This window comes from Hathewaya histolytica, from assembly GCF_901482605.1.
Lineage (GTDB): Bacteria > Bacillota > Clostridia > Clostridiales > Clostridiaceae > Hathewaya > Hathewaya histolytica.
In genome coordinates this window covers 1937758-1952199 of record NZ_LR590481.1, presented here as the reverse complement: position 1 = coordinate 1952199, position 14442 = coordinate 1937758, and the positions used below count along the sequence as shown (strand labels likewise).

The 14442-nt window shown below is 29.5% G+C and carries 11 protein-coding genes; 8 read left to right on the top strand and 3 right to left on the bottom strand.

All coding sequences use genetic code 11. The features are described 5' to 3' along the window. Positions 1-38: 38 nt before the first annotated feature. Positions 39-2618 (bottom strand): transglycosylase domain-containing protein, encoded by a 2580-nt coding sequence (locus FGL08_RS09510; RefSeq protein WP_138210562.1) that lies wholly within the window; start codon positions 2616-2618, stop codon positions 39-41. A gap of 167 nt (positions 2619-2785) precedes the next feature. On the opposite strand from FGL08_RS09510, the gene yunB reads away from it, so the two are divergent. Beyond that, the gene (gene yunB / locus FGL08_RS09505) at positions 2786-3433 is read left to right on the top strand and encodes a sporulation protein YunB (protein ID WP_138210561.1); all 648 of its coding nucleotides are present in this window, start codon (positions 2786-2788) and stop codon (positions 3431-3433) included. Between the two features lie 17 nt (positions 3434-3450). Here yunB and hpt read toward each other — a convergent pair whose 3' ends face one another. After that, positions 3451-3978, bottom strand: coding sequence for a hypoxanthine phosphoribosyltransferase (gene hpt / locus FGL08_RS09500; protein ID WP_138210560.1), 528 nt, complete (start codon positions 3976-3978; stop codon positions 3451-3453). A gap of 123 nt (positions 3979-4101) precedes the next feature. On the opposite strand from hpt, the gene hflX reads away from it, so the two are divergent. The 6 genes from hflX (at position 4102) to FGL08_RS09470 (ending at position 10397) form a co-directional block, all read left to right on the top strand. Beyond that, the gene (gene hflX / locus FGL08_RS09495) at positions 4102-5892 is read left to right on the top strand and encodes a GTPase HflX (protein ID WP_138210559.1); all 1791 of its coding nucleotides are present in this window, start codon (positions 4102-4104) and stop codon (positions 5890-5892) included. Positions 5893-5904: 12 nt separating this feature from the next. Then, positions 5905-6801, top strand: a complete 897-nt coding sequence (locus tag FGL08_RS09490) for a nucleotidyltransferase domain-containing protein (RefSeq protein ID WP_138210558.1) — start codon at positions 5905-5907, stop codon at positions 6799-6801. A gap of 11 nt (positions 6802-6812) precedes the next feature. Continuing rightward, positions 6813-8213, top strand: coding sequence for a MocR-like pyridoxine biosynthesis transcription factor PdxR (gene pdxR, locus FGL08_RS09485; protein WP_138210557.1), 1401 nt, complete (start codon positions 6813-6815; stop codon positions 8211-8213). A gap of 18 nt (positions 8214-8231) precedes the next feature. Then, the gene (locus FGL08_RS09480; RefSeq protein ID WP_138210556.1) at positions 8232-8906 is read left to right on the top strand and encodes a HEAT repeat domain-containing protein; all 675 of its coding nucleotides are present in this window, start codon (positions 8232-8234) and stop codon (positions 8904-8906) included. Positions 8907-8918: 12 nt separating this feature from the next. Beyond that, positions 8919-9569: a YigZ family protein gene (locus FGL08_RS09475; protein WP_138210555.1), complete on the top strand. Its 651-nt coding sequence runs from the start codon at positions 8919-8921 to the stop codon at positions 9567-9569. Between the two features lie 87 nt (positions 9570-9656). Beyond that, on the top strand, positions 9657-10397 hold the full coding sequence (locus FGL08_RS09470; RefSeq protein WP_138210554.1) for a YebC/PmpR family DNA-binding transcriptional regulator: 741 nt from the start codon (positions 9657-9659) through the stop codon (positions 10395-10397). A gap of 167 nt (positions 10398-10564) precedes the next feature. Here the strand turns inward: FGL08_RS09470 and msrB are convergent, their stop codons facing one another. Then, a complete protein-coding gene (gene msrB / locus FGL08_RS09465) occupies positions 10565-11044 on the bottom strand; it encodes a peptide-methionine (R)-S-oxide reductase MsrB (protein WP_138210553.1) in 480 nt (159 codons plus the stop codon). Between the two features lie 303 nt (positions 11045-11347). Here msrB and colH point away from each other — a divergent pair, with 303 nt between their 5' ends. After that, positions 11348-14413, top strand: a complete 3066-nt coding sequence (gene colH / locus FGL08_RS09460) for a collagenase ColH (protein ID WP_171012037.1) — start codon at positions 11348-11350, stop codon at positions 14411-14413. Positions 14414-14442: the final 29 nt, after the last annotated feature.

The window sequence follows — 14442 nt, the reverse complement described above, 5'->3', positions numbered from 1 at the left end:
TTGCTATCCTATTTTAATTTTATTTATTATTTTGTTTTTTAATTAGCTTTTTTTAGCTTATCCTTTAATTTATCTTTTTCCTTTTTTTGTCCTTCAGAACCAGGTAAAGATGAATTAGGATTTACAGGTGTTGATGGTGGAGTTTGATTTTGTGTAGTATCAGGAGTGGGATTTCCTTGATTTGGATTATCTTTTTCCTTCTCCTTTTCTTTATTTTTCTCCTTATCTTTATTACTGGTATCTATATTAGTAATTTGAAATTTAGAATCGTCATATGCTTTTGGTAACACATAAGGTTGATCCTTTAAGTAGGCAGATGGAGTATAATCTCTCTTTATAAATACTCTCTGTTGTACAGTTCTAGGATTACTACTTGAACTAGCTAATACATATTTTCTATTACCCTTATCAACTACACTTGCACTAACATGTACATTATCATAGGTAGTAGGTTCAGTTCCTTTTATAAATAGTTCTGTATATACTCTCGAACCTCTAGGATCTTTATATGAGAGTTCTGATGGAAGGGTACCAGAATCCATAGAGACTTTTGATTCTACTATATTACTTGGTCTAGGTATATCTTTATCTTGTAAATTCTTATGAGCTTCTTGCATAATTCTACTCCAAAGTTTTCCCACAGTTGAACTATATATTCCACCCTGTATATCTGAATTATCATCATTTCCAACCCATACAGTAGCTGAATAATATGGAGTTAGACCAGAGAACCAAAGGTCCTTACCGTTTGAGGATGTACCAGTTTTACCTCTTACACTCATACCTTCAAAATTAGCATTACGACCAGTTCCACCAGGGGAAACCGGTTCTTTAAGCATATCATACATAATGTAGGCAGCTTCTGGAGAAAGTACTTTATTACTCTGTGTTTTGGTTTCTAATATATTTTTTCCTGTTCTATCTAAAACTTTTGTATATACTCTTGGTCTAACTATATTTCCGTTATTTCCAAATACGCCATAGGCAGCAGATAAAGTAAGTGGGTTTGTACCATTATATTGACCACTATCTAACTGACCTAGTGCAAGGGCAGCTATACTTTTTTTATCTTGATCATCTAATTGTAGACCAAATTTTTCACCATATAGCGCAGAAGTCTTTAAACTTACTTCATGTGTCAACTTAACAGATACAAGGTTAGAGGAAACCCTAATAGCCTCTCTTAAAGGCATATATCCTGCGAAGGTTCTACTAGCATTTTTAGGTTGATAAGGTTTACCCTTAGCACCATATAAATTTGCTAAATCGTTAGATAGAGGAGAATCCTCAAATACTGTTCCAGCAGTGGCTATTTTGGAATCTATAGCTGGAGCAAATACAGTAAGTGGTTTAATTGCAGAACCTGGAGCTCTTAAGAACTTAGAAGAGGCCGCTCTATTGTAAGATAGGGGACCTTGTTCACCTCTACCACCTATTATAGCTTTAACCTCACCAGTACGATAATCTATTATAGTTGCAGAAGCTTGTAAGTTTGGCTGAACTGGTTCTAAGTTTCCTTTTCTAGGGAATATGTATTGCCAAGAACGTGTCTTCTCATTACTTGAGCTATCATCTAGTATTTCCTTAGATTTCTTTTGAAGTTCTGTATCCATAGTTGTATAAATTTTCAAACCACCATACGCTAAAAGTGAATTAACTTCATTATCAGAATAGTTATATTTTGATTTTAAATCTTTGATAACTTCATCTATTACAGGTCTTGAAAACCATTCATAATTCATTTTATTTTTTGTTTTATTATTAAGAGCATATTTTAACTGAGGTTTAAGAGCCTTTTCATATTCATCATTTGAAATATAGTTACCTTCAAGCATCTTTTTTAACACAGCTTGAGTTCTTGGAGATTCATGTATTTGATTTTTATCAAAAGAATACTTAGCAGCACCATAAGATACTGATGGGCTTTGTGCACAACTAGCAATGAAAGCACATTCTGTTAAAGTTAAATCTTTTAGATCCTTATTAAAATATTGTCTTGCAGCAGACTTAACACCATAGGCAGAACCGCCTAGTGGTATTGTATTCATGTATGTCTCTAAGATTTTTTCTTTTGAAACTTTTTTTTCAAGTTGTGTTGATAAATACATTTCCTGAATTTTTCTTTCTATACTTAATCTATTACTTAAAGATTGTTCTAGGAAATATCTTTGTTTTATAAGTTGTTGAGTTATTGTTGAGCCACCTTGGAAATTTCGTTTGCCTTTTAAAAGGTTTTTAAAGTTAGAAAGAGTTGCCCCAGCCAGACGTTTGTAATCAAGGCCATGGTGCTTATAGAACCTTTCATCTTCAATAGAAACAAAGGCATCAGAGAGATTTTTAGGAATCTCTTTAAATTCTACAGGATCTCGTCTTTCCGTAGTTAAATATTCATCTATAACCTTTCCTTTATTATCATAAAACTTTGTTGGTTCGTTAAGTGAAGTTATCATACTTACATTAATTTCAGGTGCAGTTTTAATCATACCAAGAAAAACAGCACTTCCAACTACAATAGTTGTTAGAAACATAAATAATAAAGTAAGCATGACTACCTTAAATTTCTTTTTTTTATTTTTATTTTTTGTTTTTTTATTCGTCATTTTTTTGTTTTGACTCATTACTATCCTCCTTAGGATCAAAATGCTTTTTAAATCATTAATACATTATATCATAAAAATTAATGTTATTAAAAGTTAAATGAACCAGTGGAAATTATTAAACATAATAAAAAAGTTTCCATAATACATTATAAACTATAGGCTAAGATTTTTGGAGGAATAAAAATATGAAGTTTAACATCAAAGCTAAACTAATTTCATTAATTATATGTATTATTATTATAATTATTACTTTTGTTTATTTATTCGATTCCATAGTGACACCCACAGTTTTAGCTGTTTCTGAAGCAGAGATGAGAGCTAAAACTATTGAGATTATAAACGGTTGTATCATAGATGAAGTTGAAAAAGGATTTAACTATAATGATATAATTAAAATTGACAAAGATGACGAAGGTAATATATCACTTATAAGGGCTGATATTTTAAAACTTAATAAGATAGCTTCAAATATATCATTAAAAGGTCAGAAAAAATTAAACGAATTAGGAAGGATAGGTATAAAGCTTTCTTTAGGCTATATAACTAAAAATAATATTCTTTCATATATAGGTCCGGACATAGCCGTAAAAATGGAACCTACAAGTAATGTAGAGACAACCTATTCATCAATATTTAAAAGTGCAGGAATAAATCAGACAAGCCATAAAATTTTTATAAAATTTAAAACTAAAATTAGGATTATTATACCTTTAAAATCTGTAGATGTGGAAGTATACAGTGAAATGCCTATTTCAGAAACTATAATCGTTGGTAAGATACCTGATTCTGCAATTCAATTAGATTTAAATAAAGCTGGATATAAAAATAATTAAGCAAGAATAATCCTTGCTTAATTATTTTCCCAGTTAAAAATATATGGAATATTTCTGTAATAATCACCATAATTTAACCCATAGCCAACCACGAATAAGTCAGGTATTTCAAAGCAAGTATAATCAGGTTTGATTTTAGCTACTCTTCTTTCTGGTTTATCTAAAAGTACACAGGTATTGACTGAATTTGCACCTAATTCTTTTAAGTGTTTAACTACAAATTCCATAGTTATACCAGTATCCATAATATCATCAACTATAAGTACATCAAAACCTTCTATATTATCAGGTACATCGTTAACAACCTTAACAGTTCCAGAAGAATTTTCAGAATTACCGTAACTAGAGGTTGTCATAAAACCAATTTTAGTTTTAACTTGTAGTTCTCTAACAAGATCTGCTGTGAAAATAAAGCTACCCCTTAAAAGTGAAAGTACATATAAATTTTTGCCTTCATAATCTTTAGAGATTATAGCCCCTATTTCTTGTATTTTAGATGCAATTTCTTCTTTCCCAATAAGTATATTTCTCTTTTTATCTTCCAATTTCAACCCGCCTTCTAATATTATTTACAATGTTGTTTTTATAGTATAAAATTAAATAATAGTTGTCAAGTATGTTTAAAAATAATAATTTAAGCAATCCTTTATAAGTGAGGAGATGATTTTATGATATATGGAAATATCGAAGGATTAAAAGACAGTATTTTAGAAAGATTAGAAAAAATCTATAAAATGCCAGTATGGAAAGATAGCATTTTCACAGAAGAAATGGTATCTGTTATAGAAGAAGTTACTTTAAAAATAAATAGAGAAATAAGCATAGCTATTAGTAGGAAAGGAAAGGTAGTTTCTGTTGCCGTAGGGGATAGTTCTACAGTAGATCTTCCATTAATAGATATTAAAGAAAATAGACTATCTGGAGTTAGAATAATTCATACTCATCCGAATGGAAATCCTAAACTGTCGGCTATTGATATTTCAGCTTTAACAAAATTAAAGTTAGATTGCATAGTAGCTATAGGCGTTGGAGAAGAAAATAGAAGGAAAGTTAATGTAGGGTATTGTTCTATTGAAAATGATACACTATGCTGTGATGAAATTGGTCCATTAACAATTGAAGAGACAATATCCTTAAGATTTTTAGAAAGAGTAGAATTTGTAGAGAAATTAATAAAACAAAGTGAAATATATGAGGAACAAGGTGAAAGGGCAGTTTTAGTTGGCATAGAAAGTGAAGAAAGCTTAGAAGAATTAGAGGAGTTAGCTGAGGCATGCAATGTAGAGACTGTATGTAGTATATTTCAAAGAAGAGAAAGAGCTGATAATGCTTTTTTAGTTGGTAGTGGAAAAGTAGATGAAATTTCTATGGCCCTTCAGGCATATAAAGGTAACGTTGTAATATTTGATGAGGAATTAACTGGAGCCCAAGTTAGAAATTTAGAAGAAAACTTAGGGACTAAGGTTATTGATAGAACTACATTAATATTAGAAATCTTTGCAAGTAGGGCTAGAAGTAGAGAGGCAAAGCTCCAGGTAGAACTTGCACAATTAAGATATAGAAGTGCTAGGTTAATAGGTCTAGGTACTATTTTATCTAGGACTGGTGGAGGTATAGGAACTAGAGGTCCAGGTGAAAAGAAATTAGAAATAGATAAAAGAAGGATAAGAGAGAGGATTACTGAGCTCTCAAGGGAACTTAAGAAAATTACAAGTATAAGAGAAATTCAAAGAGATAAGAGGGTTAGAGGAAATATACCTAAGATTTCTTTAGTTGGATATACTAATACAGGTAAATCTACTCTTAGGAACAAATTATGTGAGCTTACACCTGTAAAAGAAAATATAAATAAAGAAAAAGTATTTGAAGCTAATATGCTTTTTGCAACATTAGATACTACTACAAGAGCTATAGCATTACCAGACGGTAGGGCATGTACATTATCAGATACTGTAGGATTTATCAGAAAGTTGCCTCATGATTTAGTTGAATCATTTAAATCTACTCTTGAGGAAGTTGTTAATTCGAATTTATTACTACATGTTGTAGACTCCTCTTCAGAAAAACTTTATGAACAAATAGATGCTGTTGAAATGGTCTTATCACAACTTGGAGTAGATCCTAAAGAATGCATATTAGTTTTAAATAAAATAGATAAACTAACTAAGGAAGAATTAGAGGATATAGAGTTAAAATTAAATAAATATAAACTAGTAACTATATCTGCAAAAACTGGAGAGAATTTAGATTTAATTCTAAATGCTATTTGCGAAAATTTACCACAAACATTAAGAGAAATAACATTTTTAATACCATATACAGAACAAGGAAAAGCATCATTTATACACAGAAATGCCAAGGTTTTAGATGAAAATTACGAAGATGATGGCACTAAGATAAAAGCACTAGTAGATGATGAAGTATACAATAAATGTATGGAATATGAAGTTAAATGTTAGGAGGGAAAAAATATGCCTAAGACTATTTCGGAGTATCAAGAGGCATTTAATGAAGCACTAGAAAATCTAAAGACAAAAGACAGTGTTGCTGCTATTGTAGTTTTTGGGTCCATAGTTAATGGTGACATATGGGAAAAGTCTGATATAGATATGATGGTTATAAGTAGTGAAAAACAAGAAAAAATAGTGAATATATACAGTGATTATGATGGAATACCTATACATGTGAGACTTATACATAAGGATGAATTAATGAATTTATGTAGTGGTGATAATAAGGGAAGTCATATTCACAGACTATTTTCTTCATCAAAGTTAGTATATTCCAAAGATACAGAAATAGATAGACTTTATAATGAAGAGAGATTCTATAGTGATATTCATAGAGAGAAATGGAATGTAACCTTTTTAAGTAAACTTTTAAAAAGTGTTTCAGAATGTAGGAAATATTTATATATGGACTCTCTATATAATGCATATACGCTTTGTAATATTGTTTTGAGAGATTATTCAAAGTTAGTTGTTAATTCCTCAGGATATATTATAAATAGAGATATTGTTACTATGGCAATTAGTACAGATGAAGAGCTTTCTAGAGAAGTAGAACAACTTTTCAATGATAAAGATAATTTAGAGAAATGCATAGGTAGATTCATAAGATTTATTGAAGGAAAAATTAATGAAAATATTAGAATTTATGCATCTATAATAATTCAGTACCTAAGAGAAAGTGATAATGCATTAAGTTCTAGCGAGATAAGGGATAAATTAGGTTTTAAACACTATGATATAAACATAGAAGAAATTTTAGATAGTATATATGAACTCAACATAATCAATAGATGCAAAAGAGGATATAAAACCTTAAATGAAGAGACTTTAATTGATGAAAATGTATATTATTTATAGTGGAAATTGCCATGGAAATATACTATATTGAGTTTAAGCTTGATAAGCCCAAATATGTTCAAATATCTCAAAAGATTAAAGTTATTATTGAAAGAGGTATTATAAATGATGGAGAAAAACTTCCATCTATAAGAAAGTTAAGTGAACTTTTGAATGTTAATAAAGATACGGTAATTAATGCATATAGGAAATTGGAAGAAGAAGGTTATGCAATTCAAAAAATAGGCAGTGGAACCTATGCTAAAAAAAGAGATACAGGATCTAGATTTAAGAAAGATTATTCCAATACAATTAAAAATTTAAGTTATAAAAATCAAGAAAAGTATATTGATCTTGTGGGGGAAGCTACAATTAGTAGTTACTTTCCTATTAAGAATTTTAAAACTGTATTAAATGAAGTATTAGATAGGGATGGGTCGAAAGCTTTTATATATAAGGAAGTGTTAGGATACGAAGGACTTAGAAAGAGTATTAACAATTTTTTTTGGGATGGAAAAAGAAAAAGCGAAGAAATTTTAATTGTATCTGGGGCTCAACAAGGGATAGATGTAATATCTAAGGCAATAATTAATGTAAGAGACAATATAATAGTTGAAAAGCCCACTTACAATGGAGCACTTTCTGTATTTAAGTGGAGAAGAGCTAACATCATAGAAGTTCCTATAGAAAATGATGGTATAGATTTAGATCAATTTGAAAAGATTTTACAGAAAAATAAAATTAAATGTTTTTATGCTATGAGTTATTTTCAAAATCCAACTGGAGTTTCTTATAGTATGAAAAAAAAGAAAAGAATATTAGAACTTGCAAGTATATATGATTTTTATATTATAGAAGATGATTATTTATCAGAACTTATATATGATGAAAGTATTACTTATAATAGTTTTAAAAGTCTTGATATTAATGATAGAGTTATATATATAAAAAGTTTTTCTAAGATTTTTTTACCGGGTATAAGACTTGGATACTTGATTTGTCCTAAAAAGTTTTTAGATAGTACTATAAATTGTAAAATAAATACTGATATAACCACATCAAGTTTAATGCAAAGGGCTCTTGATTTATATATTAATAGAGGATATTGGAAAGAACATATAGATATGTTAAGAAATAATTATAAAGAAACATATAATGTTTTAACAGAAGTCTTAGCAAAAGAATTAAGTGAAGAAGTTAGTTTTAATCTACCTAAAGGTGGGTTGAATCTGTACTTAAAGTTACATAATACAAATTCCATAGATTTTTTTTATAAATGTAAAGAACAAAATATTATAACAACACCAGGTGTGTTTTTTTATAAAAATTATAAAGAAGGTCTAGATTATGTTAAATTAGGATTCTCTAACCTAAGAACAGACCAAATTCTAAGTGTAACTAACATATTGAAAGAAATTTTTAAAACTAAATAATAAAGAGAGTGAGTATCCTTGAAAAAAGGTTTAATTAATTTTGCTTGGAGAGATATTGATAAGTTTTCTTCTGAAGAAATTTCATACTATCTATTCTTAGAAGGGAAGTCTATAGATGTTATTTCCAAGATACGATCTATAAGTAGGGAAGAAATTCAATCTCATATTATAAATGGGAAAATAAAATTTGGAATTCTATCCAAAGCAAGTAATGAAAAAGAACTTTTTGAATATTTATGTACCGTAGCTAAAGAAGATAGAAAACGATCCTTAGGATTTTTGAGTGTAAATCTGAAGGCAGAATTATTAAATTATATAATTTATAATTATAATAGTATGGATTGGTCAAAAAAAGAAAGAGCCATTTGGATTATAGGAGAGGCGAAAGCAGAAAACGCTATTAGCATATTGCTTAAAGCTTCAGTTCATAAAAATATAAATTTAAGAAGGCTTGCTATTTCTGCCTTAGGGAAGTTAGAAAATTTAAAAGGAGAGAGTGCTTTAATAAGGGCGCTTGAAGATGATAATCCTCAAGTATTGCAGTATGCAATTAAATCTCTCCAAAAGATAAATAGTACAAGAGGTATAGAAAAGATTAAAAAGATATATGAAAACACAGATAAAAAATATTTAAAAGATACTTGTGAAACCTACTTGCAGTTTGTAGAAGATATTATGAGAGAGAATATATAAAGGGGGTATTTCATGAGTTACTTTACTATTAAAAGCAAAGCTAATTCTGAATTTCAGGAAAAAAAATCTATTTTTATAGGACACGTAAAAAGGGTGAATTCTGAAGAGGAAGCAAAACAGTTTATTGAAGAAATTAAAGAAAAATATAAGGATGCAAGGCATAATGTCTATGCATATATTATCGGTGAAAACATGGGTATACAAAGATATAGTGATGATGGAGAACCAAAAGGCACAGGTGGTATACCAATACTAGAAGTAATTAAGAAAAATAATATAACGGATACAGTAGTTGTAGTAACTAGATACTTTGGCGGTATACTGCTAGGGGCATCGGGACTTACCAGAGCGTACTCTAAAGCTGCTGTAAATGCTATTAAAGAAGCTGGAGTTGTAGAAAAGATAATTGGTGCAAAAGTTAATATAGATGTAGAGTACGAACTTTTAGGAAAAATACAATATACTTTTTCTCAAAAGAATATTTATATAGAAGATATACAATATTCAGATAAGGTTACTATTACTGTATTTTTAGAATTAGATAAGATAGCAGACGTGGAGAGAGAGGTTATGAATATAACTTCTGGAAATGGGATATTATTAAGAGATGATGCTAAGTACTTTTTTAAGCTAGAAGATAGATTATATGAGGAAGAACAGTAATTTAGGAAGGTTGAAAAAGCATAATAGCACATGTTATAATAATTAGAGAATTTATATTGAAAGTTATAATTTGGAAGGAGAATAGGTATGTCAGGACACTCAAAGTGGCATAATATACAAGCTAAAAAAAGTAAAGTAGATGCAAAAAGAGGAAAAATATTCACAAAAATAGGTAAGGAAATAGCTATCGCGGCTAAAAATGGAGGTCCTAACCCAGATGCGAACCCTAAGCTAAGAGACGTTATAGCAAAAGCAAAAGCTAATAATATGCCTAAAGATTCAATAGAGAGAGCTATAAAGAAAGCAGCAGGAGAACTTGCTGGAGTTAATTATGAAGAAATACTTTATGAAGGTTATGGACCAGATGGGATAGCAGTATTAGTACAAGCACTAACAGATAATAAGAATAGAAGTGCGGGTAATGTAAGACATGCATTTTCAAAACATGGTGGTAATCTAGGTTCTACTGGCTGTGTATCATTTATGTTCCAAACTAAGGGGCAAATTGTTATAGAAAAGAATGATGAGCTTGATGAAGAAGAATTAATGATGATGGCCTTAGAGTGTGGAGCAGAGGACTTCCAATCAGAAGATGAGGTTTATATAATTACTACTTCACCAGAAGATTTTGGTTCTGTGAGAGAAACATTAGAGGAAAAAGGGTTGGAATTCTTAGAAGCTGAAGTTAAAAGTATTCCAGATACATATACTGTTATAGATGAAAATACAGCAGGTAAGTTTCAAAAGATGCTTGACGTATTAGAAGATGATGAAGATGTTCAAGATGTTTACCATAATGCTGAATTCCCAGAAGGATGGGAAGAATAAGATAATTTTATTTTAAACATGTTTAAAATAAAATTTATATATTAAAAAAATAGTAATATTAAAATCACATTTAATATATATCCTCTATATTAAATGTGATTTTTTATTTATATAAAGGTGCTTTAAATTATAAGAAATATTGTAAAATATATTTTAGATTAGTAAGTTTATAGCTCTTGCTTATCTTTTTCAAACAAAGGAAGAAATTCTTCATATCCTTCCTCTTTAAGCTTATCTTTTGCTATAAATTTTAAAGAGGCACTATTTATACAGTACCTCATTCCTCCATTTTCAATAGGACCATCATTAAATACATGACCTAAATGAGAGTCAGCATTTTTGCTCCTTACTTCAATTCTGGACATACCATGTGAGAAATCTGCTCTTTCTTTTATATATTTTCTGCTTATGGGTTTTGAAAAAGCAGGCCACCCACATCCAGAATTAAATTTATCAATAGATAAGAATAGTGGTTCACCAGATACAATGTCAACATATATACCGTCTTCAAAATGTTTATCATATTTATTTAAAAATGGTTTTTCTGTGGCATTTCTCTGAGTTACATTATATTGCAATTCAGTTAAGTTTTCTTTTAATTTCTCGGTATCTAATTTTTTATATTCTTTTTCTTTTTTATGGTTCATAAGAACTCCTCCCGTTTTAAATAGAATCTTTATAAATTTATTTTATCCTAATATTCTCTTATATACTTAATTAAATATTAATAAAAAATTAATGAACAGGTATATCTTAACAAAAATTAAACAAAAATTAAACAAATATATAACAAATATTAATAAATAATGTTGACACTACTAAAAAATGGCGTTATACTTTAATAAAAGGCTTATATAATTCCTCAATACAAATATTCAGATAATTATGAAAAGAGCATAAATGAAGGAATTATGAATTTTTTAAAAATTATTTTAAATAGGGGGAAGACTATGAAAAGGAAATGTTTATCTAAAAGGCTTATGTTAGCTATAACAATGGCTACAATATTTACAGTGAACAGTACATTACCAATTTATGCAGCTGTAGATAAAAATAATGCAACAGCAGCTGTACAAAATGAAAGTAAGAGGTATACAGTATCATATTTAAAGACTTTAAATTATTATGACTTAGTAGATTTGCTTGTTAAGACTGAAATTGAGAATTTACCAGACCTTTTTCAGTATAGTTCAGATGCAAAAGAGTTCTATGGAAATAAAACTCGTATGAGCTTTATCATGGATGAAATTGGTAGAAGGGCACCTCAGTATACAGAGATAGATCATAAAGGTATTCCTACTTTAGTAGAAGTTGTAAGAGCTGGATTTTACTTAGGATTCCATAACAAGGAATTGAATGAAATAAACAAGAGGTCTTTTAAAGAAAGGGTAATACCTTCTATATTAGCAATTCAAAAAAATCCTAATTTTAAACTAGGTACTGAAGTTCAAGATAAAATAGTATCTGCAACAGGACTTTTAGCTGGTAATGAAACAGCGCCTCCAGAAGTTGTAAATAATTTTACACCAATACTTCAAGACTGTATAAAGAATATAGACAGATACGCTCTTGATGATTTAAAGTCAAAAGCATTATTTAATGTTTTAGCTGCACCTACCTATGATATAACTGAGTATTTAAGAGCTACTAAAGAAAAACCAGAAAACACTCCTTGGTATGGTAAAATAGATGGGTTTATAAATGAACTTAAAAAGTTAGCTCTTTATGGAAAAATAAATGATAATAACTCTTGGATAATAGATAACGGTATATATCATATAGCACCTTTAGGGAAGTTACATAGCAATAATAAAATAGGAATAGAAACTTTAACAGAGGTTATGAAAGTTTATCCTTATTTAAGTATGCAACATTTACAATCAGCAGATCAAATTAAGCGTCATTATGATTCAAAAGATGCTGAAGGAAACAAAATACCTTTAGATAAGTTTAAAAAGGAAGGAAAAGAAAAATACTGTCCAAAAACTTATACATTTGATGATGGAAAAGTAATAATAAAAGCTGGTGCTAGAGTAGAAGAAGAAAAAGTTAAAAGACTATACTGGGCATCAAAGGAAGTTAACTCTCAATTCTTTAGAGTATACGGAATAGACAAACCATTAGAAGAAGGTAATCCAGATGATATATTAACAATGGTTATCTACAACAGTCCCGAAGAATATAAACTCAATAGTGTTCTATACGGATATGATACTAATAATGGTGGTATGTATATAGAGCCAGAAGGAACTTTCTTCACCTATGAAAGAGAAGCTCAAGAAAGCACATACACATTAGAAGAATTATTTAGACATGAATATACACATTATTTGCAAGGAAGATATGCAGTTCCAGGACAATGGGGAAGAACAAAACTTTATGACAATGATAGATTAACTTGGTATGAAGAAGGTGGAGCAGAATTATTTGCAGGTTCTACTAGAACTTCTGGAATATTACCAAGAAAGAGTATAGTATCAAATATTCATAATACAACAAGAAATAATAGATATAAGCTTTCAGACACTGTACATTCTAAATATGGTGCTAGTTTTGAATTCTATAATTATGCATGTATGTTTATGGATTATATGTATAATAAAGATATGGGTATATTAAATAAACTAAATGATCTTGCAAAAAATAATGATGTTGATGGATATGATAATTATATTAGAGATTTAAGTTCTAATTATGCTTTAAATGATAAATATCAAGATCATATGCAGGAGCGCATAGATAATTATGAAAATTTAACAGTGCCTTTTGTAGCTGATGATTATTTAGTAAGGCATGCTTATAAGAACCCTAATGAAATTTATTCTGAAATATCTGAAGTAGCAAAATTAAAGGATGCTAAGAGTGAAGTTAAGAAATCACAATATTTTAGTACCTTTACTTTGAGAGGTAGTTACACAGGTGGAGCATCTAAGGGGAAATTAGAAGATCAAAAAGCAATGAATAAGTTTATAGATGATTCACTTAAGAAATTAGATACGTATTCTTGGAGTGGGTATAAAACTTTAACTGCTTATTTCACTAATTATAAAGTTGACTCTTCAAATAGAGTTACTTATGATGTAGTATTCCACGGATATTTACCAAACGAAGGTGATTCCAAAAATTCATTACCTTATGGCAAGATCAATGGAACTTACAAGGGAACAGAGAAAGAAAAAATCAAATTCTCTAGTGAAGGCTCTTTCGATCCAGATGGTAAAATAGTTTCTTATGAATGGGATTTCGGAGATGGTAATAAGAGTAATGAGGAAAATCCAGAGCATTCATATGACAAGGTAGGAACTTATACAGTGAAATTAAAAGTTACTGATGACAAGGGAGAATCTTCAGTATCTACTACTACTGCAGAAATAAAGGATCTTTCAGAAAATAAACTTCCAGTTATATATATGCATGTACCTAAATCCGGAGCCTTAAATCAAAAAGTTGTTTTCTATGGAAAAGGAACATATGACCCAGATGGATCTATCGCAGGATATCAATGGGACTTTGGTGATGGAAGTGATTTTAGCAGTGAACAAAACCCAAGCCATGTATATACTAAAAAAGGTGAATATACTGTAACATTAAGAGTAATGGATAGTAGTGGACAAATGAGTGAAAAAACTATGAAGATTAAGATTACAGATCCGGTATATCCAATAGGCACTGAAAAAGAACCAAATAACAGTAAAGAAACTGCAAGTGGTCCAATAGTACCAGGTATACCTGTTAGTGGAACCATAGAAAATACAAGTGATCAAGATTATTTCTATTTTGATGTTATAACACCAGGAGAAGTAAAAATAGATATAAATAAATTAGGGTACGGAGGAGCTACTTGGGTAGTATATGATGAAAATAATAATGCAGTATCTTATGCCACTGATGATGGGCAAAATTTAAGTGGAAAGTTTAAGGCAGATAAACCAGGTAGATATTACATCCATCTTTACATGTTTAATGGTAGTTATATGCCATATAGAATTAATATAGAAGGTTCAGTAGGAAGATAATATTTTATTAGTTGAGGTAACTCCATATA